At 72.1% G+C, this 24,483-nt stretch carries 26 protein-coding genes and 1 pseudogene; 16 read left to right on the forward strand and 11 right to left on the reverse strand.

Going from position 1 to position 24,483, the window contains the following annotated elements; genetic code table 11:
* Positions 1-142 precede the first annotated feature (142 nt).
* On the reverse strand, positions 143-1,144 hold the full coding sequence (locus IE142_RS00635; protein ID WP_191883878.1) for a GlxA family transcriptional regulator: 1,002 nt from the start codon (positions 1,142-1,144) through the stop codon (positions 143-145).
* Positions 1,145-1,290: 146 nt separating this feature from the next.
* Here IE142_RS00635 and IE142_RS00640 point away from each other — a divergent pair, with 146 nt between their 5' ends.
* The 3 genes from IE142_RS00640 to IE142_RS00650 all read left to right on the forward strand — a co-directional run bounded on the left by IE142_RS00640 (position 1,291) and on the right by IE142_RS00650 (position 3,888).
* The gene (locus IE142_RS00640; RefSeq protein WP_191883879.1) at positions 1,291-1,881 is read left to right on the forward strand and encodes a cysteine hydrolase family protein; all 591 of its coding nucleotides are present in this window, start codon (positions 1,291-1,293) and stop codon (positions 1,879-1,881) included.
* The gene (locus IE142_RS00645; RefSeq protein ID WP_191883880.1) at positions 1,881-2,603 is read left to right on the forward strand and encodes a cysteine hydrolase family protein; all 723 of its coding nucleotides are present in this window, start codon (positions 1,881-1,883) and stop codon (positions 2,601-2,603) included. The genes IE142_RS00640 and IE142_RS00645 overlap by 1 nt, the downstream gene beginning before the upstream one ends.
* Before the next feature lie 139 nt (positions 2,604-2,742).
* Entirely contained in the window at positions 2,743-3,888 is a 1,146-nt protein-coding gene (locus tag IE142_RS00650) for a hypothetical protein (RefSeq protein WP_229830100.1), read from the forward strand.
* On the opposite strand, the gene IE142_RS00655 is transcribed toward IE142_RS00650, so the two are convergent.
* The gene (locus tag IE142_RS00655; RefSeq protein WP_229830101.1) at positions 3,889-4,347 is read right to left on the reverse strand and encodes an ATP-binding protein; all 459 of its coding nucleotides are present in this window, start codon (positions 4,345-4,347) and stop codon (positions 3,889-3,891) included.
* Positions 4,348-4,440: 93 nt separating this feature from the next.
* Here IE142_RS00655 and IE142_RS00660 point away from each other — a divergent pair, with 93 nt between their 5' ends.
* The 3 genes from IE142_RS00660 to IE142_RS00670 all read left to right on the forward strand — a co-directional run bounded on the left by IE142_RS00660 (position 4,441) and on the right by IE142_RS00670 (position 7,193).
* Complete coding sequence (locus IE142_RS00660) at positions 4,441-5,289, forward strand: helix-turn-helix domain-containing protein (protein WP_191883881.1); 849 nt, start codon at positions 4,441-4,443, stop codon at positions 5,287-5,289.
* A complete protein-coding gene (locus tag IE142_RS00665) occupies positions 5,249-5,458 on the forward strand; it encodes a DUF397 domain-containing protein (protein ID WP_191883882.1) in 210 nt (69 codons plus the stop codon). The genes IE142_RS00660 and IE142_RS00665 overlap by 41 nt, the downstream gene beginning before the upstream one ends.
* Positions 5,459-5,528: 70 nt before the next feature.
* Positions 5,529-7,193 (forward strand): DUF8823 domain-containing protein, encoded by a 1,665-nt coding sequence (locus IE142_RS00670; RefSeq protein ID WP_370466212.1) that lies wholly within the window; start codon positions 5,529-5,531, stop codon positions 7,191-7,193.
* Here the strand turns inward: IE142_RS00670 and IE142_RS00675 are convergent.
* The gene (locus IE142_RS00675) at positions 7,147-9,360 is read right to left on the reverse strand and encodes a bifunctional glycosyltransferase 87/phosphatase PAP2 family protein (RefSeq protein ID WP_191883884.1); all 2,214 of its coding nucleotides are present in this window, start codon (positions 9,358-9,360) and stop codon (positions 7,147-7,149) included. The two genes, IE142_RS00670 and IE142_RS00675, sit on opposite strands and share 47 nt — an antisense overlap.
* 473 nt (positions 9,361-9,833) lie before the next feature.
* Between IE142_RS00675 and proP the strand changes: the two genes are divergently transcribed.
* Both proP and IE142_RS00685 read left to right on the forward strand, forming a co-directional pair.
* Positions 9,834-11,237, forward strand: a complete 1,404-nt coding sequence (proP, locus tag IE142_RS00680; protein WP_191883885.1) for a glycine betaine/L-proline transporter ProP — start codon at positions 9,834-9,836, stop codon at positions 11,235-11,237.
* Positions 11,238-11,390: 153 nt separating this feature from the next.
* Positions 11,391-12,062 (forward strand): O-methyltransferase, encoded by a 672-nt coding sequence (locus IE142_RS00685; RefSeq protein ID WP_191883886.1) that lies wholly within the window; start codon positions 11,391-11,393, stop codon positions 12,060-12,062.
* A gap of 41 nt (positions 12,063-12,103) precedes the next feature.
* On the opposite strand, the gene IE142_RS00690 is transcribed toward IE142_RS00685, so the two are convergent.
* Positions 12,104-12,496: a hypothetical protein gene (locus IE142_RS00690; RefSeq protein WP_191883887.1), complete on the reverse strand. Its 393-nt coding sequence runs from the start codon at positions 12,494-12,496 to the stop codon at positions 12,104-12,106.
* 87 nt (positions 12,497-12,583) lie between these two features.
* Here IE142_RS00690 and IE142_RS00695 point away from each other — a divergent pair, with 87 nt between their 5' ends.
* On the forward strand, positions 12,584-12,991 hold the full coding sequence (locus tag IE142_RS00695; protein ID WP_191883888.1) for a DnaJ family domain-containing protein: 408 nt from the start codon (positions 12,584-12,586) through the stop codon (positions 12,989-12,991).
* A gap of 10 nt (positions 12,992-13,001) precedes the next feature.
* Here the strand turns inward: IE142_RS00695 and IE142_RS00700 are convergent, their stop codons facing one another.
* Positions 13,002-13,553, reverse strand: coding sequence for a hypothetical protein (locus IE142_RS00700; RefSeq protein WP_191883889.1), 552 nt, complete (start codon positions 13,551-13,553; stop codon positions 13,002-13,004).
* Between the two features lie 5 nt (positions 13,554-13,558).
* A complete protein-coding gene (locus IE142_RS00705) occupies positions 13,559-14,230 on the reverse strand; it encodes a hypothetical protein (protein WP_191883890.1) in 672 nt (223 codons plus the stop codon).
* A 163-nt stretch (positions 14,231-14,393) separates the two neighbouring features.
* On the opposite strand from IE142_RS00705, the gene IE142_RS00710 reads away from it, so the two are divergent.
* Entirely contained in the window at positions 14,394-14,894 is a 501-nt protein-coding gene (locus tag IE142_RS00710; RefSeq protein ID WP_191883891.1) for a GNAT family N-acetyltransferase, read from the forward strand.
* Between the two features lie 141 nt (positions 14,895-15,035).
* On the opposite strand, the pseudogene IE142_RS00715 reads toward IE142_RS00710, so the two are convergent.
* Positions 15,036-15,251 (reverse strand): annotated as a pseudogene (locus IE142_RS00715) (EmrB/QacA family drug resistance transporter); the annotation flags it as partial.
* Between the two features lie 778 nt (positions 15,252-16,029).
* Between IE142_RS00715 and IE142_RS36235 the strand changes: the two are divergent.
* Positions 16,030-16,908 carry a peptidoglycan-binding domain-containing protein gene (locus IE142_RS36235; protein WP_229830102.1) on the forward strand — a complete coding sequence of 293 codons (879 nt, stop codon included), beginning with the start codon at positions 16,030-16,032 and terminating at the stop codon, positions 16,906-16,908.
* Positions 16,909-17,075: 167 nt separating this feature from the next.
* On the opposite strand, the gene IE142_RS00725 is transcribed toward IE142_RS36235, so the two are convergent.
* Together IE142_RS00725 and IE142_RS00730 are read right to left on the reverse strand one after the other, a co-directional pair.
* On the reverse strand, positions 17,076-17,741 hold the full coding sequence (locus IE142_RS00725; RefSeq protein ID WP_191883893.1) for an HAD-IA family hydrolase: 666 nt from the start codon (positions 17,739-17,741) through the stop codon (positions 17,076-17,078).
* Positions 17,742-17,973: 232 nt separating this feature from the next.
* Complete coding sequence (locus tag IE142_RS00730) at positions 17,974-18,555, reverse strand: TMEM165/GDT1 family protein (RefSeq protein ID WP_043373478.1); 582 nt, start codon at positions 18,553-18,555, stop codon at positions 17,974-17,976.
* A gap of 422 nt (positions 18,556-18,977) precedes the next feature.
* On the opposite strand from IE142_RS00730, the gene IE142_RS00735 reads away from it, so the two are divergent.
* The 4 genes from IE142_RS00735 to IE142_RS00750 all read left to right on the forward strand — a co-directional run bounded on the left by IE142_RS00735 (position 18,978) and on the right by IE142_RS00750 (position 23,035).
* Positions 18,978-19,622, forward strand: a complete 645-nt coding sequence (locus tag IE142_RS00735) for an HNH endonuclease family protein (protein ID WP_191883894.1) — start codon at positions 18,978-18,980, stop codon at positions 19,620-19,622.
* Between the two features lie 129 nt (positions 19,623-19,751).
* Positions 19,752-21,476 (forward strand): alkaline phosphatase D family protein, encoded by a 1,725-nt coding sequence (locus IE142_RS00740; protein ID WP_191883895.1) that lies wholly within the window; start codon positions 19,752-19,754, stop codon positions 21,474-21,476.
* 231 nt (positions 21,477-21,707) lie between these two features.
* Complete coding sequence (locus IE142_RS00745; protein ID WP_191883896.1) at positions 21,708-22,163, forward strand: DoxX family protein; 456 nt, start codon at positions 21,708-21,710, stop codon at positions 22,161-22,163.
* A gap of 209 nt (positions 22,164-22,372) precedes the next feature.
* Entirely contained in the window at positions 22,373-23,035 is a 663-nt protein-coding gene (locus tag IE142_RS00750) for a DedA family protein (protein ID WP_191883897.1), read from the forward strand.
* Positions 23,036-23,188: 153 nt separating this feature from the next.
* Here the strand turns inward: IE142_RS00750 and IE142_RS00755 are convergent, their stop codons facing one another.
* Positions 23,189-23,422 carry a DUF2277 domain-containing protein gene (locus IE142_RS00755; RefSeq protein ID WP_100049056.1) on the reverse strand — a complete coding sequence of 78 codons (234 nt, stop codon included), beginning with the start codon at positions 23,420-23,422 and terminating at the stop codon, positions 23,189-23,191.
* 4 nt (positions 23,423-23,426) lie between these two features.
* Positions 23,427-23,960, reverse strand: coding sequence for a GNAT family N-acetyltransferase (locus IE142_RS00760; RefSeq protein WP_229830103.1), 534 nt, complete (start codon positions 23,958-23,960; stop codon positions 23,427-23,429).
* A 153-nt stretch (positions 23,961-24,113) separates the two neighbouring features.
* Here IE142_RS00760 and IE142_RS00765 point away from each other — a divergent pair, with 153 nt between their 5' ends.
* The gene (locus IE142_RS00765; RefSeq protein ID WP_191883899.1) at positions 24,114-24,470 is read left to right on the forward strand and encodes a DUF8825 domain-containing protein; all 357 of its coding nucleotides are present in this window, start codon (positions 24,114-24,116) and stop codon (positions 24,468-24,470) included.
* The last annotated feature ends 13 nt before the right edge of the window (positions 24,471-24,483 follow it).

Genomic DNA, 24,483 nt, shown 5'->3' on the forward strand with positions numbered 1-24,483 from the left:
CACGGCCCGTCGGGGGAAGAGCGCGGTCACGTCGACCGGCCGCGGCGGGGTGGTGCGGATGGCGTCCATGGGCGGTGTTGCCGTCGGCAGCGTCTGACAACGGGCGCACCGAGCCGCGTCCCGCCGATCCGGACGAAACGGGCTACATATGGGCGATCGTGCCGGTCCTGAAGCGGCGGCGGTACTCGGTCGGGGTCGTGTCGAGTCGGCGGCGGAAGGCCCTCACCAGGGTGTCGACGGTGCCGAAACCGCAGGCGGTGGCGACACGTTCCAAGGTGGCGTCCGTGGATTCGAGCTGTCGGCGCGCCGCCTCGACGCGGACCGACTCGATGTAGGCGTGCGGTGTCGTGCCGAGTTCGTTCTTGAAGATCCGGGTGAGCTGCCGGTCGCTGACATGGGCGCACGCGGCGAGGTCCGCGACCGTGAGCGGTTCGGCGATGTGGCGCATGATGTGGTGCCGGAGGTCCTCGATGCGCCGCGTCGTGGAGACCTGCTCCAGGGGAACGCTGAACTGGCTCTGCCCGCTGGGCCGCTTCAGATACATCACGAGCTGCCGGGCGACACGCAGCGCGACGGCCTCCCCGAGGTCGTCGGCGATGAGGGCGAGGGAAAGGTCCAGGCAGGCGCTGATGCCGGCGCCGGTCCAGACATCGCCCTCGCGGATGAAGATCGGGTCGGCGTCGACCTCGACGGCCGGGTGATCGGCGGCCAACTGCTGCGCCGTCGACCAGTGGGTGGTGGCGCGCTTGCCGTCGAGGAGTCCGGCCGCGGCGAGGATGTGGGCCCCGACGCAGACGGAGGTGACCCGTCGGGTCCGCTCGGCCAGTTGCCTCACCCGGTCCACCACGGCGGGGTCGGTGCGCGGATGGACGGCGCGCTGACCGTCGACCTCCACCGCGCCGGGCACGATCAGGGTGTCGATGCTCCGCCCGGACAGCTCGTCGAAGGTGACGTCGGGCAGGACCCGGACCCCCGCGCCGGTGGTGACCGGGTCCATGGTCTCGGCGGCGAGGACGACGTCGTAGCCCGCCGCCTCGTCCGTCTCCCGTCGCGCGAGGGAGAACACCTCCGGCGGTCCGGTGACGTCGAGCAGGTCGACGTCTTCGAAGAGGACGATGGCGATCAGTCGGCTGACGGTGTGCAAGGAACCCCCCACGCTCGGCGACACCGGTGTCGGTTTCTGCATGTTAGACGACATTGCCGACACCGCAGGTGGTCCGTAGCGTCATAGGCGCAGGTCACCGAGCCGGTGAACTGCCTTTCCCGACAAGCCACATGAGGCGGTTTCGCATGCCGAGAACGACCCTGCGCCAGCTCAACGGTTTCGACGACACCCCCGCGAAGCTCGCCGGCTCGACCCTGGTCCTGATCGACTACCAGAACACCTACACGACCGGCGTGATGGAGCTGGACGGCTGGCAGGACGCACTCGACGCCGGTGCCCGACTGCTGGCGCGGGCCCGTCAGGAGGGCGCGAAGGTCGTCCACGTCGTCAACGACGGCGGCGAGGGCACCCCTTACGACATCCGCGCCGAGATCGGCTCGATCCACCCGGGCGTCGCACCGCTCGACGGTGAGCCCGTCGTCGTCAAGAAGGCGCCGAACGCGTTCGTCGGCACGGACCTCGACCAGCATGTCGACGCCGCCGGCAACACCGACCTCGTCCTCGCCGGCTTCATGACGCACATGTGCGTGGCCTTCACCGCCCAGGGCGCCTTCCTGCGCGGCAACCGCCCCACGGTCGTCGCCGACGCCTGCGCCACCCGCGCGCTGCCGGTCGCGGGCACCGAACTGGACGCCCGCCAGGTGCACCTCAGCGCCCTCGCCACCATCGCCGACCTGTACGGGGTCGTCGTTCCGTCGCAGAAGGAGATCTCCTGATGAAGCTGCTCCGTCCGGCCGTCGCGCTCGCCGCCGCCGCCGTCCTCTCGGTCACCGCCACCGCGTGCGGCGGTGACTCCGAGGCCGCCACCGCCAAGGACGAGCCGTCGGCCTCCGCCACCACCGCGACGAACGTCGCGAAGGACACGACGACGCTGCGCGAGCTCAACGAACTCGGTGATACCCCGGCCACGCTCTCCGACGCGACGCTCATCCTCGTCGACTACCAGAACACCTACACCTCCGGTGTGATGGAACTCGACGGCTGGAAGCCGGCGGTGGACAACGCCGAAGCGCTGCTGCAGCGGGCCCGCAAGGCCGGCACCCCGGTCATCCACATCGTCGACAAGGGCTACGACCTGAAGTCGCAGGCGGGCCAGATCATTCCGGCGCTCAAGCCGGCCGAGGGCGAGCCCGTCGTGGAGAAGAGCGTCCCCAACGCGTTCCACGGAACGGATCTCGCCGAGCAGGTCAAGAAGGCCGGCAACAAGAACGTCATCATCGCCGGGTTCATGACGAACATGTGCACCCTGTTCACCGCTCAGGGCGCCTTCCTCAACGGCAACGCTCCGACCGTGGTTGCCGACGCCTCCGCCACCCGGCCGCTGCCCCTGGAGGGCAACCCGAACGGCATCCCGGCACAGCAGGTCCACGAGGCGGCACTCGCCACGGTCCAGGACCTCTACGGAGTCGTCGTGCCGTCGCAGAAGTCCCTGACCTGACCTGACCCTGGCCTGACCTGGCCTGGCCTCAGGCTCTGACCCACCCCCACCCTGAAATCCCCCCACCCTGAACTCCCCCCACGCCCCCCCACATCGCCAAACGGCACTTTCACTCACGAAGCAAGCAGAAAGACGGGGCATGGCAACACGTAGAGGATTTCTGGGTACCGCGTCGGCCGTCGGGGCGGCAACGCTGTTCACCGGCCAATCGGCCTCCACCGCCTCGGCGGCCACCGCGGGAGCCACCGCGACCGACGAGAAGGCGGCACGCGACGCGATACGCGCCGTCAACGCGAGGATGCGCGCCAACTACGCGACGCTCAAGAGCGAACTGACGACGCAACTCAGTCCCGTCATCGTCGTTTCCAACAACGCGGTCGGCGGACGCTTCACCCTCATCAACAACGGCACACAGGTCGAGACCGTCGACCCGATCCCGGAGTACTTCGAACTGGCCAAGTCGATCGCCCACGTACCGCTGGGCGTCTTCTCGGTACTCGCCGCCTACCTCAGCGACCAGGTCCCCAACATCCCCAACGCGGACCGCATCGACCCGCACGATCTCGACATGGTCGTCACCAAGGCGCCGGGCGACAAGGGCTGGATCACCCCGCTGAACGCCTTCGCATCCACGCTCCGGACGGCACACACCAAGCTCGGCACCGCGAACCTCCCCCTGGACCTGGAGAACTCCTGCGACAAGATCCTCAGTGAGGCCGTCAAGTTCATCGACGCCTCCGTCACGGCCGAGTCGTTCGACATGGTGTCCTTCAACCGGTTCGCCGCCGCGGTCTACCCGTCCATCCGCGTCAACATGACCTTCGCCGCCACCGCGCAGATCACCGGCATCGAAGGTCTCATGAAGCGGTGGCGCACGCTGATCGGCGAGAAGGCGTGGAGCGACCTCTACGTCACGGTCCTGTCGATCTGGACCACGGCCGAGCTGAACCAGGCGTCCATCATCATCCGCCGCACCATGAACCAGGCGAAGGTGGACACCCACCTCATCGACCTGCCGACCGTGGAGACCCCCTCGGACCCGATCTTCGTCGCCCTCGACAACCTGGCCCGCATCGTCCAGGACAACATCGCCGCCGAGATGGTCTTCAACACCGACCTCAAGGTCGCCGACGCCCTCAAGGGCAAGGAGGACCTGCTCTCCGACGAGATCCTCCAGCAGATCGGCGGTACGGCGCCCACCGCCAGGACCGCCTCCTTCGGTACGGCGGCAGCCACGGCATCGGCCGGCGCCTGCCCGATCACCGGGCACACCGCAGCGGTGTGATCACCGGACGTCCCCCGCTTCCGGGGCGGGGGACGCCCCACCGCACTCGAACCACACGGTCTTGCCGTCCCCGAGGCCGGGCGCCACACCCCACTCGTCCACCACCGCGTCCAGCAGCACCAGGCCCCGGCCGCACTCCGAGTCGTCCCTCACCGGCGCGACCGGTACGGGCTGCCGGGGGCTCCCGTCCGCCACCTCCACCCGGACCCCGCCGCCGTCCGCCCGCCGCTGCAACAGCAGCGTGCAGCGGCGGTCCGGGACATGACGTACGACGTTGGCCAGCAGTTCGGTCACGCCGAGTTCCACCGCGTCGGCCAGCCCGGCGAGGTCCCACTGGCGCAGGTACGAACGCACGATGCGCCTCACGTGCCGCGCCGAGTGCGCTCCGGCCGTGAAACTCATCCGGTACTGGTCTGCCGGGCGGTGGCCCACGAGGACCGAGGGAAAGTAATCGTTCACGGCACGAGCCTGACGCCGGACGACTACGGTGGGCTACGGAACGGATACAACCGGTGCCCCAGTGGACCGAGTTGTGCGCGAAGGGGGCTGTGCGTGACCCACATCAACGTCCTGGACCCGGGTGCCTCGCCGCTCGACTACTACGGCTTCGAGCTGCGTCGCCACCGCGAGGCCGCCGGACTGACGCAGCGGCAGCTGGGCGACATCGTCAACTACACCGGGTCGCTCGTCGGTCAGATCGAGACGGCGCGGAAACTGCCGACGCCGGAGTTCAGCGAGCGTGTCGACGCGGCGCTGGGGACGGGCGGGTTGCTGTCCCGGCTGGTCACTCTCGTGATGCGCAGCCAACAGCCGGCCTGGTTCCAACAAGTGGCCGAGTTGCAGGCGAGAGCCACCGAGATCTACTCGTTCGAGACGCACATGATCCACGGTCTGCTGCAGACCGAGGCCTACGCGCGTGCTGTCCTGGGCGCACTGGACCGGAGCAACCTCGACGACCGCACCGCCGTCCGGATCGCCCGCCAGAACATCTTCGACAAGGAAGAGCCGCCGGTCTTCTGGGCCGTGCTCAGTGAGGCCGCGCTGCGCCAGGCGATCGGCGGCCGGAGCGTCATGCGGGACCAACTCGCCCACCTGCTGGCCTTCGAGAGCACCCCACGGATCAACATCCAGATCCTGCCCTTCTCGGCAGGAGCACACGCGGGGCTACAAGGCTCGTTCGACGTCTACCGTTTCGCGAGGGACCCGTCCATCGTCTATACCGAGGGATATGGAAGCGGGCATCCGACCGCCAATCCGAACACCGTCAAGGACTGCTCACTCCGATACGATCATCTCCAGGCCTCCGCGCTCTCCCTCAGAGAATCGGCGGAGCTCATCCGGAGCTTGATGGAGGAAAGCCATGGAGAGCAAGGCGACAGCGGCGGAGATCCAGTGGCGTAAGTCCAGCTACAGCGGCGACCAGGGCGGCAACTGCCTCGAAGTCGCCGACCTCCCCCGCCACCCCGCCGTCGCCGTCCGCGACTCCAAGAACCCGGCGGGGCCGATCATCCCCCTGGCCCCCGCCGCGTTCGCCGCCTTCGTCGACTGGGCCGCCACCGCCGCCCACTGATCCGGCCGGGACCCGATCAACGTTTCCGTTCGAATCATCGTCTTCGCACGTGCCCCCGCCGTGCACCTCGATGACACCGAACGGAAACCCGACCGTGGCCCCTGCCGCCCTGACGACCCTCCCGAGCCCCGAGCGGCGCCGGGAGAGACGCCCGAGCGATGCCCTGCGTGCCTTCGGACGCCGGCATCGCGTGCCCCTGCTCGTCACGCTGCCCACCATCCCGCTGTACGCGGTGTGGTGGGTGTTTCTCGCCACCGGCGGGGGTGACCTCGCCGCGCAGGAGGCCTGGACCGACTTCGTCTCACGGCACGGATCCTCGGCCTACGGACTGTTCTGGTACGGCGGGGTGCACACCGCCAACTACAGCGTCATCTCGCCGTACCTGATGGCCGCGCTCGGCGTGCGCACGGTCACCGCGTTGTCCGGGCTGGCCGCCGCATGGCTGGCGGCCGTGCTGATCACGCGGACCGGCGTGCGCAGGCCCCCGTGGGTCGCCCTGCTCGCCTCCCTCGCCCTGTGGTGCAACGTCGCCTCGGGGCGCACCACCTTCGCGCTCGGCCTCGCCTTCGGACTGGCGGCCTGCGTGTTCCTGGTCCGGGCGCGGCGGCTGGTGCTCGCCGCCGGGTACGCGGCGCTGGCCACCATGGCGTCGCCGGTGGCCGGGCTGTTCCTGGCCGTCGTCGGGGCCGGGTTCCTGCTCGTACGGGACTGGGGGCGCGCCCTCGTGCTCCTCGTGCCGCCCGCCGCGGTCGTCGGGCTGACCACGCTGCTGTTCCCCTTCGACGGGGAGCAGCCGATGCCGGCGGGCCGAATATGGCCGCCGGTCGCGCTCGGCCTCGCCGTCACCGTGCTGGCTCCGCGTGCCTGGCGGGTCGCGCGGTGGAGCGGGGGCGTGTACGCGGCCGGCATCGTGCTGACGTACGCCGTCGCCTCCCCCATCGGCACGAACGTCGAGCGGTTCGCGGAGTACTTCGCACCCCCGGCGCTGCTCGCGGCCCTGCTCGGCACGGACCGGGCGCGGCGGAGCGCGTGCGGTCTGCTGATCGTCGCCCTCGTCTTCTCCGTGGGGTGGACGGGGAAGAAGACCGCCGACGACCTGACGGAGTACACCGCGGTGCCCGCCTGGGCCGTCGAGACGGACGGTGTCGTACGGGCGCTGGACGGGCTCGGCGCCGACCGCGGCCGCGTAGAGGTGGTGCCCGCCCGCGACCACCGCGAGGCCGCCGGGCTCGCCCCGCACGTCAACCTGGCCCGCGGCTGGAACCGGCAGCTCGACGTGGAACGCGGCCGCCTCTTCTACGACGGGACCTTCTCCGCGACCGCCTACCGGGACTGGCTGGACCGCTGGGCGGTCGGCTTCGTGGTGCTTCCGCTGGCCGAGCCGGACGGGTCCGCCAAGGCCGAGGCGGCCCTCGTGCGGGACCCGGAGCTGCGGCCCGACTGGCTGGAACCCGTCTGGCAGGACGAGCACTGGCGGGTGTTCCGCGTGCGGGACGCCGTACCGCTCGTCTCCGAGCCCGGCACCGTCGTGGCCACCTCCGGTGCCGACCTGGTACTGCGCGTGGACCGGCCCGGCTCGGTGACCGTGCGGGTCGCCTGGTCGCCGTGGCTGCGGGCCGACGGCGGGTGCCTCGCCCGGGACGGCGAGTTCACCCGCCTGACGGTCGAGGCACCCGGCGAGTACCGGCTCAGCTCCCGTTACGGTCCTTCACCGGGGACGGGGCGCCGCTGCTGAGGTCTTCGGCGCGCGGGGAAGCGTCCTCGGTGTCCGCCCTGTCCGCCCTGTCCACCGCGTCCTCCGTGTCCTTGGCCGGGGACGGGACGGGGGCGGCCTCCTTGTCTGCGACCGTGTCCGCGACGGCGGCCGCGCCCTTCGCCGCCGCCGTCTCCTCGGCCGCCGCCGTGGTCACCCGGGCCCTCGGGCCCTGGAACAGGTACGCCAGGCCGAAGCCCGCCGCCACGACCGCCGCGCCGCCCACCGCGTCCAGCACCCAGTGGTTGCCGGTGGCCACGATCGCCGCGGCGGTGAAGAGGGGGTGCAGGAGACCGAGGGCCTTCATCCACAGCTTCGGGGCGATGACCGCGATCGCCACCCCGCACCACAGCGACCAGCCGAAGTGCAGCGACGGCATCGCCGCGTACTGGTTGGTGACGTGGGTCAGCGTGCCGTAGTCCGGCTTGGAGAAGTCCTGCACGCCGTGCACCGTGTCGATGATCCCGAATCCCGGCATCAGGCGCGGCGGCGCCAGCGGGTACAGCCAGAAGCCGACCAGGGCCAGCAGCGTGGTGAAGCCGAGGGACGCGCGGGCCCAGCGGTAGTCGACCGGGCGGCGCCAGTACAGGACTCCGAGGACGGCCAGCGGGACGACGAAGTGGAACGACGTGTAGTAGAAGTCGAAGAAGTCCCGCAGCCAGCCGATCTTCACCACGGCGTGGTTGATCGCGTGCTCGATGTCGAGGTGCAGGAAGCGCTCGATGTCGAGGATCTGCCAGCCGTGCTCCTCCGCGCGGGCCCGGCCCGCCGAGTTGCTGCCGCCGGTCGCCGCGAGGCGGACCCGGGAGTAGGCGGCGTAGGTGACCCGGATGAGGAGCAGTTCCAGGAGGAGGTTGGGGCGGGTGAGGACCCGGCGCAGGAAGGGGAGGAGGGGGACGTGCTTGAAGCGGGCCGGGACGGGCGGGGCGTAGCTCGTGGGGACCGGGTTGTCGAAGTACGGCGAGGTGCGCGGCAGGAAGGGCACGGCGACGGCCGCGGCCAGCGCCGCGAGCAGGACGATGTTGTCGCGCAGCGGGTACAGGGCCGCCATGTTCGGCAGCATCATCTTCGCGGGCAGCGTCATCACGAGGACGACGGCGACCGGCCACACCAGGCGGTCGGAGGCGCGCTTGCCGACCCGGCCGACGAGCGCGGGCAGCACCCACAGCAACTGGTGCTGCCAGGTGGCCGGGGACACCACGACGGCCGCGCAGCCGGTGACGGCGACGGCGAGGAGCAGCTGGCCGTCGCGGGCGTAGCGCACGGCGCGGCGCAGGGCGAGGACGGCGACGGCCGCGCCGAGCAGGAGGAACAGGGCGATCTCCAGCGGGCCGTTCAGGCCGAGGCGCAGCAGGGCGCCGTGCAGCGACTGGTTGGCGAGGTCGTCGGCCTCGCCGCCCAGGCCCACGCCGGCCATGTGGTGGACCCAGTAGGTGTACGAGTCCTGCGCCATCGCCGCCCAGGCGACGGCGGTGCAGGCGAGGAACGTGACGCCGGTGGACACGGCGGCGCGTCTGCGGTCGGTGAACCAGAGGAGGGGCACGAAGAGGAGCACGGTGGGCTGGAAGGCGGCGGCGACGCCGATCAGTACGCCGCCGACACGGTCGGCGTGCTCCCCCCGTACGGCGAAGCAGCCCAGCAGCACGAGCAGGACGGGGAGGATGCTGGTCTGGCCGAGCCACAGGGCGTTGCGCACCGGCAGGGACAGCATCAGCAGACTCACGGCGACCGGCGCCGCCAGCAGCGCCGTGCGGCGTCCCACCGGCCGCGGCAGGGCTCGGGCGGCGACCAGGCCGAGCGCGACGACCAGCAGCAGTGAGCCGAAGGTCCAGCCCCAGCCGAGGGCCTGCTCGGCGGCGCGGGTGAAGGGTTTGAGTACCAGGCCGACGAAGGGTGTGCCGGTGAACTGCGTGGACTCGTACAGCGAGCCCTCCACGTGCAGGACACCGTGCTCCCCGACCCAGGTCTCCAGGTCCGTCAGCCGTTCTCCGCTCGGGGTGCTGAGGACCGCGGCCAGCTGCCGGACGGCGAGGATGGCGGCGACCAGCCACAGGCCGAGGCGGGCCACGCGCATCCGCGCCCTGGTCGCATCGACGGCCCGGGCTCCGAAAGCCTCCGCCGGTCGCCCACTGTGCTCCGCATTCGCCACGCCCCGTCGGCCTCCCGCCCCGTTCGCATCGCGCCCGTGCACGCGATGTGTCGTCCTTGCGAACCCTATGAGGCTCGCACCACCCCCCGGGGGGAGACGCAGGTAACCCCCACTCAACCTGACCGCCGTTCGCTTTTCGCCGTGTTTTTTCTCCTGCCCGGGTTTCGTCCGCCTTCCAGCCGTTTGTTCGAACGACGATAGTGCGGGAGAGGGCCGGTTGCCTCTTCTGGGAGCGAGAAGGATCACAGGTCACGCAGGGAAGGAGCGCTCCGTGGCGCGCGGACGTCCCTGCGTGCACACCCTTTTGATGCATTGGGCAACGAAGTGCATACCGGGCGTAAGCGGCGCGTCAGCGCCTATGGTCGCCTTTCTGCCCGTGGCCGAGTGGCCGCGGGTTCCTTCCGGCCCGGCGACAGTGCCGCCGTGCGGGTCGGGGCGTCCCTGTTCCCGTCGAAAGGTAGGCGAGCGAAGCGTTGTCGGCCGCCCCCATCGTCGCTCATCCGTCCCGCACGACCCCCGCACCGTCCGCGCCACACCCCTCCCGTGCCGACGGCACGCCCACCGCCACCGATCCCGCGCTCGTCAGGCGTGCCGTCAAGGCGGCGGCGCTCGGCAACGCGATGGAGTGGTTCGACTTCGGCGTCTACAGCTACATCGCCGTGACGCTGGGCAAGGTCTTCTTCCCGTCGGGCAACCCGACGGCGCAGCTGCTGTCGGCGTTCGGCGCCTTCGCGGCGGCGTTCCTGGTCCGGCCGCTCGGCGGCATGGTCTTCGGTCCGCTCGGGGACCGGGTCGGGCGGCAGAAGGTCCTCGCCCTGACGATGATCATGATGGCGGCGGGTACGTTCGCCATCGGCCTGATCCCCTCGTACGCGACCATCGGCGTCTGGGCGCCGGTGCTGCTGCTGGTCGCACGGCTGGTGCAGGGATTCTCCACCGGGGGTGAGTACGCGGGCGCTTCCACCTTCATCGCCGAGTACGCGCCGGACAAGCGGCGCGGGTTCCTGGGGAGCTGGCTGGAGTTCGGCACGCTGGCCGGGTACATCGGCGGCGCGGGTCTGGTGACGCTGATGACGGCACTGCTGTCGGACGGCGACCTGACGTCGTGGGGCTGGCGGATACCGTTCCTGATCGCGGGGCCGATGGGCATCATCGGGCTGTACCTGCGGATGCGGCTGGAGGAGACGCCGGCGTTCGCGGCCGAGGTCGAGAAGTCGGAGGCGGCCCGGGTGAAGGTGCCGCTGCGGGAGATGGTCACCGGGCAGTGGAAGGCGCTGCTGCTCTGCGTCGGCCTGGTACTGGTCTTCAACGTCACGGACTACATGCTGCTGTCGTACATGCCGAGCTACCTGACGAGCGAACTGAAGTACGACGAGACGCACGGGCTGCTCGTGGTGCTGGCCGTGATGGCGCTGATGATGGTCGTCCAGCCCTTCGCGGGCGCGCTGACCGACCGGGTCGGGCGGCGTCCGGTGATCGCGGCGGGCTGCGCGGGGTTCCTGCTGCTGTCCGTGCCGGCGCTGCTGCTGATCCGTGACGGCAGCCTGTGGGCGGTGGGGCTGGGCATGGCCGCGCTGGGCCTGCTGCTGGTCTGCTTCACCGCGTCGATGCCGTCCGCACTGCCGGCGCTCTTCCCGACGCGGGTGCGGTACGGCTCGCTGTCGATCGGCTTCAACGTGTCCGTGTCCCTGTTCGGCGGGACGACGCCGCTGGTGGTGACGGCACTGATCGGGGCGACGGGCGACATGATGATGCCCGCCTACTACATGATGGCCGCGGCCGTCGTCGGCGGCGTGGCGGTGTGGTTCATGTCGGAGTCGGCTGGACAGCCGCTGCCGGGCTCAGCCCCGGCGGTGGACGCGCGCGAGGGCGCGTAGGACGGGACCTGTGGCGGGTGCGGACAGCGCCCACCCGCCCACCCCGCTCGACCGAAACACGCCCGTCGGAACGCCCCGGCGCACACCGTCCCCCGGTTATCTTCGTTAGCGCACCTACTTAGAAAAGCTAACGACGCACACGGGAGGCCCCGCATGAGCGACTCGCAGCTCTGGGACGACGTCGACGCCTACTTCACCGCCCAGCTCTCCCCCGCCGACGACGCCCTGGAGGCCGCCCTGCGGGAAAGCGACGCCGCCGGGCTGCCGCCGGTGAACGTCACCGCCACCCAGGGCAAGCTCCTCCAGCTCCTGGCGCAGATCCAGGGCGCCCGCACCATCCTGGAGATCGGCACCCTCGGCGGCTACAGCACCATCTGGCTGGCCCGCGCCCTCCCCGCCGACGGCCGCCTGGTCACGCTGGAGTACAGCGCCCGGCACGCCGAGGTCGCCACCCGCAGCATCGCCCGCGCCGGCCTCGACGCCCTCGTCGACGTACGCGTGGGCCCGGCCCTGGAGTCGCTGCCGAAGCTCGCCGACGACAACCCGTCGCCCTTCGACCTGGTCTTCATCGACGCGGACAAGGGCAACAACCCGCACTACCTGGAGTGGGCCCTGAGGCTCACCAGCACCGGCAGCCTGATCGTCGTCGACAACGTGGTCCGCGGCGGCCGCGTGGCCGACGCCGGTGACACCGGCGACGACGTGCGCGGCAGCCGTGCCGCGATCGAGATGATCGGCAGCCACCCGCGGCTGAGCGGTACGGCGATCCAGACGGTCGGCAGCAAGGGCTACGACGGTTTCGCGCTGGCCCGCGTGCTGCAGTGAGGGCGGCGCGCGCTCATGGGCCACGTGGGGAAGGCGCGCGCTCAGGCCTCGTGGTGGAAGCCGACGTTGACGCTGCGCGGTTCCGTGCGGTCCTGGACGACGATGTCGCCGCTCCCGCCCCTCGGCAGCGGCACGGTGCCGCCGTAGGACACGGGCCGCGTGTGGCCGCCGAACGTGAGCCGGACCTCCGAGGAGGGGTCGGGCTGGGAGCCGCGCAGCCACGTCAGCTGCCACGTGCCGCCGGTTCCGCAGCGGAACTCCAGGTGGACCCGGGAAACGAACAGCCAGTCGTCCGGCGTCGACAGCCGGCACACGGACTTGTCCCTGCCCACCCGCAGCACCGCTCCCGGCTCGCTGGGCGCCTCGGCCATCTGCATGCCGGCCGTGGCGCCCGCGTCCGCCGCGGTGACGGCGGCCATGGTGAGTTCGAGCACGTGCGCTCCTTCAGAGACGTCCCACGTTGACGTATCGCCGCCGCATGATAAGTCGGCCGCCGGTGCCGTGTCCGGCACAATGAGGTCATGACCGAGCGAAAGCCACCTGGCGTCGACTTCGAGTCCTGGGTCGACAAACAGATCCGTGAGGCGGACAAGCGGGGCGAGTTCGCCGACCTGCCCGGCGCGGGCGAACCCCTGCCCGGCGAGATGGACGGCACCTACGACGAACTCTGGTGGGTCAAGCGGAAGATGGCCCGTGAGGGCTTCTCCGTGCTGCCCCCGACCCTCGCGCTGCGCAAGGAGGCGGAGGACGCCCTGGAGGCGGCGGCGAACGCCCCGTCGGAACGGGTGGTGCGCCGCATCGTCGAGGAGATCAACGTCAAGATCCGCGACGTCATGTTCAAGCCGCCGCCCGGCCCCCCGCTGGGTCTCAAGCCCTACGACGTCGAAGAGGTCGTACGGCAGTGGCGGGAGCGCCGGGCGGAGCGGTGACGCCCGTCGGTCACAGGCGCATCAGGCGGTCCGCCAGCTCGCGGTAGTCCCGCAGGGCGAGGCGGAGTTGTTCGGTGTCGGTGCTCGTCGCGCGGTCGCCCGGGCCGGTGTCGTGCCAGGACGTGCGCAGGGTGCGCCGGCGGTGCGCCACGGCGTCCGTGAAGCGGGCGGTGATCTCCTCCAGGACGCGGTCCGCCTCCTCCACGCTGGCGCGCGGCGCGTCGACGAAGCCGGCCACCGCGTGCTGGAGCCGCTGCCCGAGCTCGTCGCACGCCTCGTGCGGGAGGAGCGCGCCGCCACCGTGGACCGCCCCCGTGACGCCGGTCGGGGTGCCGGTCGGGGTGGTGGATTCGCCGGTGGGCCGGGGGAGTGCCGCCCCGTCGGCCCGCGCGCCGGGGGTGGTGTCGGCGCGGGCGCCCGCTGCGTGGTCCGCCCGGGCTCCGGGAGCCGGGGGCGTCTCGGCCGCCCGGCCGGTGTCCGGGACGGCCGCACCGCGTGCGCCGGGGTACTGCGTCTCCTGCTCGGCGGGGGTGCCGCCGGGCTGCCGGGTCACGTCGGACATGTGCCTCAACTCTCCTTCGGCCGGCTCTTGCTGAACGACCAGGAGTGGTGCGCGCGGGTGGCGGGCGCCGCTCCGTCGCCGTCCGTTCCGGCCCGGTGCCGCCCTCCGTCGTGGTGGCGGGCCGGGTGTACCAGGTCCTCGAACAGCGCGCGGGCCGCGACCACGGCCTCGCGCATCTCCTCCGTGCCCGCGCCCGCGTCCTGCGCGCCGTCCACGCGCGCGTGCGTCACGCGGTGCACGCGCCGGTAGCCGTCGACGTGGTGGGCGTGGTGCACGGACAGGGCCGCGAGCTGCTCCTCGTACTGTCCGCCGTCCGGGAAGCCCCGGGCTGCGGCCAGCTCCGCGAGCAGCCGGTCCGCCTCGCCGACCGCCTCCCGCGGGGAGTCGACGAAACGCTCCTGGGCCGCCGTCCAGCGCGCCTCGAAGCGCTCGCGCTCGGCCGGCTCCAGCTGCCGTTCGCGCAGCGACCCGTGTCGTTCCACGCGGTCGGCCAGCTCCCGCTCGGCCGCCTTGGTGTCTCCGTCGTGCCGGGCCACGGCCCGGTCGTACTCGGGCCCGAAGCGCCGCTTCAGGCTTCCGCCGTGCTGGGGGCCCCGCGCGCGCAGGGCCAGGACGGCCGCCACGACGAGCACGGCCGCCACAATCACGATCAGAGCGATGATCACGCCTGTGGACATGAGTGCCTTCCGGGTTATCGGCCCGACCGGCTCTCCCGGCGGGCCGGCTCGCCGTTCGGGTTGCCCCTCAGATTCCGGTCAAACGGCGCACGGGGTGCGGGAACGGCGCGTCGGTGGGAGAATTCGCTCGCGCAGGACGCCCGCCCGTCCCGAGAATGCGGGCATGGCCTGGACCGTCGCCCCGGAACCGTACGACTCCCCCGTCGCCGCCGCCCTGTGGCGCGCGTACTGCACGGAGGTCAGTGACCGCTGGTACCTGCTGTACGAGGGACGGCGAACCGACCCCGGAGAGCTGGAGCGGGAGATCGCCGCCCAGTCCGGCGCCGACCTCGCCCCGCCCCGGGGCCGCTTGCTGGTCGCCCGGTACGGCGGTGAGGCGGCGGGCACGGCGGGCGTACGGCTGCTGGACGCCGACACCGCGGAGTTGACCCGGGTGTTCCTGTACGAGCGGATGCGCGGCCGGGGCGGCGCCGCGCTGCTCGTACGGGCCGCAGAGGACGCTGCACGGGCGCTCGGGGCCTCGCGGATGGTGCTCGACACGCGCGGTGACCTCGTCGAGGCCCGTGCCCTGTACGCGCGCCTCGGCTACACCGAGACCGAGCCGCACAACGAAGAGCCGTATGCCGAGCACTGGTTCGCGAAGCGGCTGGCGGGCGCCGCCTGACGGGGGCGGGACGGGAAGCGGGCCGGGCCGACGGCGCCGATCGACCTCCGCTCGCGCCGAACGGACGGCCTCCGCCCCGGCCCGCGGTCAGCCGGCCGGCGTCGGCACACGCCGGTGGTCGTGCGGGCGCTCCCGCCGCGACGCGGTGACCACCCATGACAGGTGCTCCAGGCCGCCCAGGTCGCTGACGACGGTGGGCAGCGCGGTCGACACGGTGGTCTGGTCGAGGGCGGCGAGCAGCATGCCGAGGAGCAGAGCTCCGATCGAGACGAGCACGCCGCCGGGGACCTGCTCCCGCCCCTCCTCGTTTCCCGCGGGCCGCATCGGGCCCGTCGCCTCGCGCACGTCCTGGGCCATGAAGACCTCCTCGGGTGTCTCATGGATCACTCACGGGTACGGTCGCGCACCCTTCATCCTGGTCAACCAGTTACGGCCGGGGCAGTCCTGGGGGAAGCCGGGCTTCCGGGGGCGCGCGCGCGGAAGTATGGAGAAGATCTGCATAATCTGTGGAGTTCGCGAGGGGAGTCGCGAAGGGAGGGACGAACGCGTGGAGCAGCGGGAACAGCCGGAACGGCGGGGACAGACGTCGCGCGAGCGGCCCTCGGAGCACTCGTGCCCGGAGTGCGGCACCCCCCGGGAGGCGGACAACACGCCCGCCTGCGCCTGCGGAACGCGAGCCTCCGACGCCCTTCGCGACGCCCGTACGGCACAGGCGGCAGCGGCCGAGGACTTCGACCCGCTGCGTATACGTCCGTACGTCGAACTGGACGGCACCGGGGACGCGGGGGCACGGGGGCGGGAGACGGGGGTCTGTGGCGACGGGGTGCCTTCGGAAGGCGGTGCTGCGGGCGGGGCGCCGTCGAAGGGGGCGCCTTCAGGCGGGGCGACTGCGGACGGGGCGACTGCGGACGGGGCATCCTCCAAGGTGAGCCCCTCGGCAGGAGCGGCCGCGAACGGCGCGCCCTCGTCCGGTGCGCACTCACCGGGGGCTCCTTCGGCGAGTACTCCTTCGCCGGGTGCTCCTTCGCCCGGCGCTCCTTCGCCCGGTGCCGATTCGTCGGGCTCGCCCTCGTCCGCCGCGTCGGCGGGCGGATCGCCGGGCGCCACGGCTCCGCAGGGCGCGACACCCCCGTCCGTGCCCGCCCCGTCCAGCACGCCTGACCCCGACGCCACCATGACGCTGCGCGCCGTCGGTGCCGGGCAGCCGCCGGTCCCGGCCACGGAGGCGACCTCTGTACTGCCCACGCCGCTGGCGCCCTCGACCGGTGCGCCCCGCGCGCACGACCTGAGCCTGTTCGAAACCTCGGCCGCCTCGCCTACCGCCCCCGCCACTCCCGTGGAACTCGGCGCTGACGGCACCGACGGGCGTCCGCCGCGCGGGCGGCGCAGGGGCGTGCTGATGAGTGCCGTGGCAGCGGTCGTGGTCGTGGGGGGCGCCGCCGGGTTCGCGAGCGGTCTGTTCTCCTACGAGGCACCCTCGCGGGACGGCGCGCCGCCGGAGGAGGTCAGGGCGAGCGTGCCGGACCCGTCGACCAGTGCGGTGCCCTCCGCTCCCGGATCGAACTCGCCGTCCGCCTCCGAGACCTCCGCGCTCCCGTCCCCGTCCGCCTCGGAGTCCACGAGCACGAGCCCGTCACCCTCGCCGTCGACGTCGACGTCGGAGTCGGAGTCGGCGCCCAGCGCCTCGCCGTCCCGGTCGGCCGAGACGTCACCGTCCGCCGCGACCGCCCCTCCCGGCGCGCCCACCCAGGAGTCCGAGGGCGACGACCGCGACCGGGACCGTGCCGGCGGCCCCACGCTGCACCGCGGCGACCAGGGCTCCGAGGTGGTCGAACTCCAGCAGCGACTGACCCAGCTGTACCTCTACAACGGCGACATCGACGGCGACTACGACCACCAGGTCGAGGACTCGGTCCGCACCTACCAGTGGACCCGCGGCGTCCGCTCCGACGAGCTCGGAGTCTACGGGCAGGACACCCGGCGCATGCTGGAGTCGGAGACGCGGGAGCCGTAGGCGGCCTTGCCCCGGGGGCCGTGAGCCCGCGTCCTGCGCAAGCCGTGAGCGCCGTAGGCACCGTCACACGGAAACCGCGACCGCGACCGCGACCGCACCCGCACACGACCCGCGGCCGGCGTCCGGTCGGGCACCCCGGCAACGCCCCCGAGGCGCATACTCCGCCGTCAGCCGATGTGCAGCCGCAGCGAGCCGTCCGCGCCGGCCTCCACCCGTACCCGCGTCAGGTCCTCCACGACCACGTCCGGCCCGTGGAGGCCGGCGCGCGGACCGACGCCCACGACCCGCATCCCGGCGGCACGGGCGGCGGCGATACCCGCGCCGGAGTCCTCGAAGGCGATGCAGTCGGCGGGGTCGACGCCCAGCTCGGCGGCGCCCTTGAGGAAGCCCTCGGGGTCGGGCTTGCTGGCGCCGACCGACTCGGCGGTGACCCTGACGTCCGGCTGGGCGAGCCCGGCGGCGGCCATCCGCGCGGTGGACAGCCGCACGTCGGCCGAGGTCACCAGGGCGTGCGGCAGACCGCGCAGCGAGGCCAGAAACTCCGGCGCACCCGGGATCGCGACGACGCCCTCGGTGTCGGCGGTCTCTTCGGCGAGCATGCGCGCGTTGTCGGCGTGGTTCTGCTCCATCGGCCGGTCCGGCAGCAGCAGCGCCATCGAGGCGTAGCCCTGGCGTCCGTGGACGACCTTCATGACCTCGTCGCCGTCCAGACCGTGCCGGTCGGCCCAACGCCGCCAGACGCGCTCGACGGCGGCGTCCGAGTTGACGAGGGTGCCGTCCATGTCCAGCAGCAGGGCACGGGCGGTGAGAACGGTGGTGGCGGTGGCCGTCATCGGCGGACTCCAAGGCGCGAGGAGGAAACAAGGCGGCCCCGCCCGCCGGTCAGGGTGAACGGGCGGGAGCCACTTTGTTCCTCCACGGTACAAAACGGTTGGGGGCTCGCGCCACCACCCCGGCGGAACGTTCACCAACCGTTCAGCTCGCACGCCGCCCCCTCCGCGCGCCACCGGCCCGCCCGTCCACCGGCCCGCCCGTCCACCGTCCGGAACGCACCCGCCGCCCCGCTCAGCCGGCGACCGCCTCCCACAGGCTCCACACGCCGAGACCCAGCATCAGCAGCGCCGCGACCTTGGTGATCAGCCGCAGCGGCACCCGCTTCATCAGGGCCTTCCCGCCGACGATGCCGAGCCCGGCCACCGCCCACAGCGCGAGCACCGCGCCGAGGCCGACGGAGAGCGGGTCGTCGTAGCGGGCCGCGAGGTTCGCGGTCATGATCTGCGTGAGGTCGCCGAACTCGGCGACCAGGATGAGCATGAAACCCGCCCCGGAGACCTTCCAGAAGGACTGGTCCTCCGGCTTGCGGATCTCCTCGTCGTCCTCGTCCTTCTTCATCAGCAGCACGGCGGCGCCACCCAGGAACAGCACGCCGGTCAGCGCGTGCACGATCTGCTGCGGCAGCAGGGTCAGCACACTGCCGGCCGCGACCGCGAGCACGACGTGCAGCAGGAAGGCGGCGGCCACGCCGGCGAAGACGTACGAGGCCCGGTAGCGGGTGCCGAGGACGAGGCCGGCGAGCGCGGTCTTGTCCGGCAGTTCGGCGAGGAAGACGACGCCGAAGACGAGCGCCGTCACGGTCAGACTGATCAAGGAATCCTCTATCGGTCGGGGCCGCCCCACCGAGAGTGCTGATCCTGCACTGCGGACACCTCGGCACGACAGCACACGGACGCCCCCGCCGTACGGCACGGGCGTGCACTGCTTGCCGAAGGTCTCGCTGGCCGGCCCCGCGCACGAGGTCCGCCTCCGGGCGCCGGCTCAGGCGAGCTGAGCAGTGTGTCGACGGTCCGGCGAAGAGCTACTCCCCTTCTGCGCCGTCCATAGTACGCGACCCCCGCGGGCGGGCCGAGGGGGCGACGGTCCCGGGACGTTCGTCACGAGTCCTGCCGCACCTGTAGACGTGCCATGCACACGTCACTAACTTCTTACCGGCCGCACACCTGTGCGCCATGCGGCGCCGCGAGCATTCCCCTGCTCGCGCCCCAACACCCCCACATCTCAAGGGAGTTCGCATGCCGAAGTTCTACGCGCGTCGACGGCTCGGTTTCCTCGCCGCGTTCACCGGCCTCATAGCCTCGGCCGGGCTGCTCAACGGCCCGGCCGCCTCCGCCGCCCTCCCCACCCCGGTCAGCGCCGCCACCGCCCGCTCCTACCTCGCCTCCCTCACCGTGGAGACCGAGAGCCGCACCGGTTACGACCGCGACCTCTTCCCGCACTGGATCACGCAGTCCGGCACCTGCAACACCCGCGAGACCGTCCTCAAGCGCGACGGCTCGGGCGTCGTCACCGACTCCTCCTGCGCCGCAACCAGCGGAAGCTGGTACTCCCCCTACGACGGCGCCACCTGGTCCGCCGCCTCCGACGTCGACATCGACCACCTCGTCCCACTCGCCGAGGCCTGGGACTCCGGCGCCGGCTCCTGGACCACCTCCCGGCGCCAGGCCTTCGCCAACGACCTGACCCGCCCCCAGCTCCTCGCGGTCACCGACAACGTCAACCAGTCCAAGGGCGACCAGGACCCCGCCACCTGGATGCCCTCGCGCAGCGCCTACCGCTGCACGTACGTCCGCGCCTGGGTCCAGGTGAAGTACTACTACGACCTCTCGGTCGACTCCGCGGAGAAGTCGGCACTGCAGAACCAGCTCGCGAGCTGCTGACGCCCCGGTGACCGCGCAGGCGGCCACGTGCTCGGACACCGCGAGCCCGTCACGGCGTGTTCGGCGCGGAACCATCCCGCCGTCCTCCGTCGTTCCGTACCGTACGGGGCGACGGAGGAGGGCATCACCATGGCCGGACTACGCCTGGGACCACTGCTGAGATACACCGACGGCTCGTCCGCGACCGTGTGGGTCGAGAGCGACCGGCCCTGCACCGCCGAGGTTCGCTGCGCCGACGGCGCCCGGGGCACGAGCCGCACGTTCCACATCGCGGGCCACCACTACGCACTGATCCCGGTGAGCGGCCTGACACCCGGTACGGCGACGGAGTACGAAGTGCTCCTCGACGGCACACGCGTGTGGCCGCCGCCCGACTCCCGTTTCCCGCCCTCCGTGATCGCCACGTCCCCGGCGGACGAGGGCACCCGCATCGTCTTCGGCTCCTGCCGCTGGGCCGCGCCGCCGGCCGGCGGTCACGACCCGGTCGGGCCGGACGCGCTGGACACCCTCTCCGCCCGCATCGCGGCCGACCCGGAGGCCGCGCGCCCGGACGTGCTGCTCCTGCTCGGCGACCAGGTCTACGCGGACGAGATCTCCGACGCCACACGCCGATGGATCTCCGGCCGCCGCGACCTCGCCGAACCCCCGGGCGACCAGGTCGCGGACTACGAGGAGTACACCCACCTCTACTACGAGTCGTGGCTCGACCCCGAGGTGCGCTGGCTGCTGTCCACCGTGCCCAGCTGCATGATCTTCGACGACCACGACGTCATCGACGACTGGAACACCTCCGAGGCCTGGCTCGCCGACATGCGGGCAACGGACTGGTGGCGGGAGCGGCTGCTGAGCGGGCTGATGTCCTACTGGGTGTACCAGCAGCTGGGCAACCTCTCCCCCAAGGAGCTGGCCACCGATCCCCTCTACGCCGCCGTCCGCGACGCCCCCGACGGCACCGACGCGCTGCGCACGTTCGCCGCACGGGCCGACGCCGACCCGGCCTCCGTCCGCTGGAGCTACCGGCGCGACTTCGGCCGCGTACGGCTGCTGATGGTGGACTCCCGCGCGGCTCGCGTTCTGAAGGAGGACCGCCGCGCCATGCTCGACCCGGGTGAGGCCGCCTGGCTGCGCGAGCAGGTCCTCGACGGGCGGGGCGACCGCGAGGGGGTGGACGCGGGCGACGGTGAGACGGAGGGTTCGCGCGCCGGCGGGCGGGAGGGTGCGCCCGCCGGCGAGCGGGGAGGCGCGTACGACCACCTGCTGATCGGTACCTCCCTGCCCTGGTTGCTGCCTCACCTGGTGCACGACGTGGAGGCGTGGAACGCCGCGATGTGCGCCGGCGAACGGGGTGCGCGCTGGGCACGGGTCGGGGAGCGCATCCGGCGGGGGGCCGACCTGGAGCACTGGGCGGCCTTCCCGTCCTCCTTCGACGCCCTCGCGGACCTGATCGCCGAGGCCGGTACGGGGCGGGAGGCGCCCGCGACGGTGAGCGTGGTGTCGGGTGACGTCCACCACGCGTACGTGGCCGAGCCGTCCTGGCCGGGGCGCGCACCCGACTCCCACGTCGCGCAGCTGACCTGCTCACCGGTGCACAACTCGGTACCACTCTCCATCCGCCTCGGCTTCCGCTTCGGCTGGAGCGCCTGGGCGCGCGCCCTCGGGCGGCGCATCGCCCGGCACGGACGCTGCGCGGCACCGGCGGTCGGCTGGCGCAGGACCGGCGGGCCGTGGTTCGGCAACCAGATCATGACGCTGACCCTGCGGGGGCGGTCGGCCCGGCTGCGGCTCGAGCAGGCCCGGGCGGAACGCGACGGGGCGACCGCCCTGCACCTGGTCACTGACAGGGAGCTGGCGTAGGGCCCAGGGCGGGGCCGGGTAGGGAACCAGTCATGCCGACAGGCCTCGATCCAGCCGTGGGAGCGCTCCCACCTGCTGCGGCGGACGCGGCATGACGGTGACCACCTGCCATGCCATGGCCAAATGTTGAACTTGCAAGTACTCGTTAGGCTCACCTAACGTGGGCAGCCCACTCGGTTCCGTCCCCACCGGCCCGTCCCCGGCCGGCCCGACCGAAGGAGCACCCCCCACATGTCCGGACGCCTCGACAGCGCCCAGCCCTACGCCCTCGGCCTGTTCCGCATCGTCGTCGGCCTGCTTTTCGCCTGCCACGGCGCCGCCTCCCTCTTCGGGGTCCTGGGCGGCGCGTCGGGCACCGGCGGCACGGTCGACGCGGGCACCTGGCCCGGCTGGTACGCCGCCGTGATCCAGCTGGTCGGCGGCGGCCTCGTCCTGCTGGGCCTCGGCACCCGCGCCGCCGCGCTCGTCTCCTCGGGCTCCATGGCTTACGCGTACTTCAAGGTGCACCAGCCGGACGCCCTGTGGCCGATGGAGAACGGCGGCGAGGCGTCGGCCATGTTCTGCTGGGCTTTCCTGCTGCTGACCTTCACCGGCTCCGGCGCCCTCGGCCTGGACCGGCTGTTCGCCCGGCGCACGTCCGAGCAGGAGGAGGCAGCCGCGGAGCGGCAGACCCCGGTCGCGGCCTGAACCGTCTCCGCGTCCCCGGGCAGCCCCCGGGGACGTGAACGGCGACGTGAACATCCCCTCCCGGTGAACGTTCCGTGCCCAACACCCAAGCCCCCTGTGAACCGTCTGTCACACCCCGGGCGTACGCTGTATGGCTGTCATCGGCCGCTCCTGCCGTCCCCGCATTCCGCGGCATGGCCCGGCCCACGGGGGAGTAACGGGGAGTTGTGGTGGTCGAAAGTCTCGGAAGTATCGGTTCGCTGGTCAGCAGCCCATGGATCTATGCGCTGGTGGCCACTTCCGTGCTCCTCGACATCTTCTTGCCGGTGCTGCCGAGCGGCGTGCTGGTGATCGCTGCGGCCACGGCGGCGGCAGCGGGCTCCGGTGCGGCGGCGGCAGCGGGTACCGGTGCGGCGGCCGCCGGGCGTGTTCCGCAGGACGTCCCCGACATCCTGGTGCTGATCCTTTGCGCGGCGACCGCCTCCGTCCTCGGCGACCTGGCGGTCTACCGTCTCGCGTGGCGCGGCGGACCGCGTCTGGACCGCGCGATCGCCCGTTCCCGGCGGCTGACCACGGCGCAGGACCGTCTCGGCGGGGCACTCGCCCGAGGCGGCGGCGCCCTCGTCGTACTCGCCCGTTTCGCTCCGGCCGGCCGCTCGGTCGTCTCCCTCGTCGCCGGTACGGCACACCGCCGGATCCGCGAGTTCCTCCCCTGGTCCGCCCTCGCCGGACTGGCCTGGGCCGTCTACAGCGTGGCCCTCGGCTACTTCGGCAGCCAGTGGCTGGGCGCGACCTGGCTGGCCACCGGGGTGTCCCTGGCGGCACTCTTCGGCGCGGGGGCGGTGGCCGCGTACCTGATGCGCCGCCAGCCCCGGGCGACAGAACCCTCCTGACCCCCAGCGGGCCCTATCGGGGGTCCGGGCGTCCGGCGGCACCGTGCCGCTCGGCGCGGCGCGCGGCGACACGCCGCCCGGCAATGCCGCGTGGCAGCCGTGGCGTGTCCGTAGCACCGGCACACCGGGGTGGACCGGGCGGGCCTCAAGGCGTCATGAGGCACGCCGCGCGCCGGCGCCTCCCCGTATCTCCAGGCCGGCGAGCAGTTCGGCCGTGGCTCCCGCGACGGCCTCCACGGCCTGTTCGAAGACCTCCCGGTTGTGCGCGGCCGGCGCGCGGAAACCGGAGACCTTGCGGACGTACTGCAGGGCCGCGGCCCTGATCTCGTCCTCGGTGGCCTCCTCGGCCAGCACGGGCGGACGCAGTGTCTTGATGCTGCGGCACATGGCCTCAGTCTCCCCTCTTCAGGTCCACCCGCCAGTCGTTCGACCTGATCCAGTGGCCCTTCGGATATTCGAAGTCGGTTTGGTCGAGCAACGTGAAGCCGACCCGGCGGCAGACCGCGTTGGAGGCGGCGTGACCGACGCTCGGGAACGCGTGCAGATACCGGTGCGGACCGGCGGCGCGGGCGGCCTGCGCCACGGCACGCGCCGCCCGCGCGGCCAGCCCGCGCCGCTGGGACTCCGGCAGCACCGCCCACCCGGTCTCCCAGACCTCCGCGCCCCGCCAGGTCCGCTGCCAGTACCCGATCGAGCCGACGGTCTCGCCACCGTCCGCCAGCGTGATCCGATACATCCGCCCCGGCTCCGACTCGACGTACCGCCGGTGTCGCACCGCCAGCCGCTCCTCGGTCTCCGGGCCGCCCAGGTGCGCGGTCATCTCGGGGACGTTGGTCCTGCGCAGCAGCCACAGGTCCCCTTCCGCCCAGGGCACCAGGCACACCCGGTCCCCTCCCCCACCGGCCCGCTTTTCCACGCCGTCCATGTTCTTCACGGTAGGGCAGGGGTCTGGCAGTCGGCCCGGCGGCGGATGAGCGCAGGGCGACGACGAAGACGCCAAGCGGCCGCGGGCCATCCTTTCGCGTGAACCACTGAAGGGAACGCACGCCTCAAATTCGAACAGGCGTATCATTGGCTCGTGGCTACGACCTATGACTTCCCCAGTGACCTCCTCGCCGGCCAGGAGGAACTGCATCAGGTCCGGGCCGAGCTGTCGGCCCTGCTGAGGAGACTCCCCTGGTCCGTCGAACCGCTCGACGGCTTCAGTGACGACAACGGCTGGCGCAAGGTCGAACGCCCGGCCTCGCCCGGCTGGTCGGCGGACGAACAGGCCGAGGTGGAAAAGCTCCGGCAGCGCGAACGCGAACTGGCCGTCTTCGTCACCACCCACCGCTACTGGTCGCAGATCACGGGCCCCGACCAGGTGACCGCCCGTTCCGAACTGAAACGCGCACACTCCGCCCCGGACCGCGAAACCCCACCCGAGGATGCCTGAACGATTTCGCACC

The organism is Streptomyces mutabilis, from assembly GCF_014649815.1.
GTDB classification, from domain to species: Bacteria; Actinomycetota; Actinomycetes; order Streptomycetales; family Streptomycetaceae; genus Streptomyces; species Streptomyces mutabilis.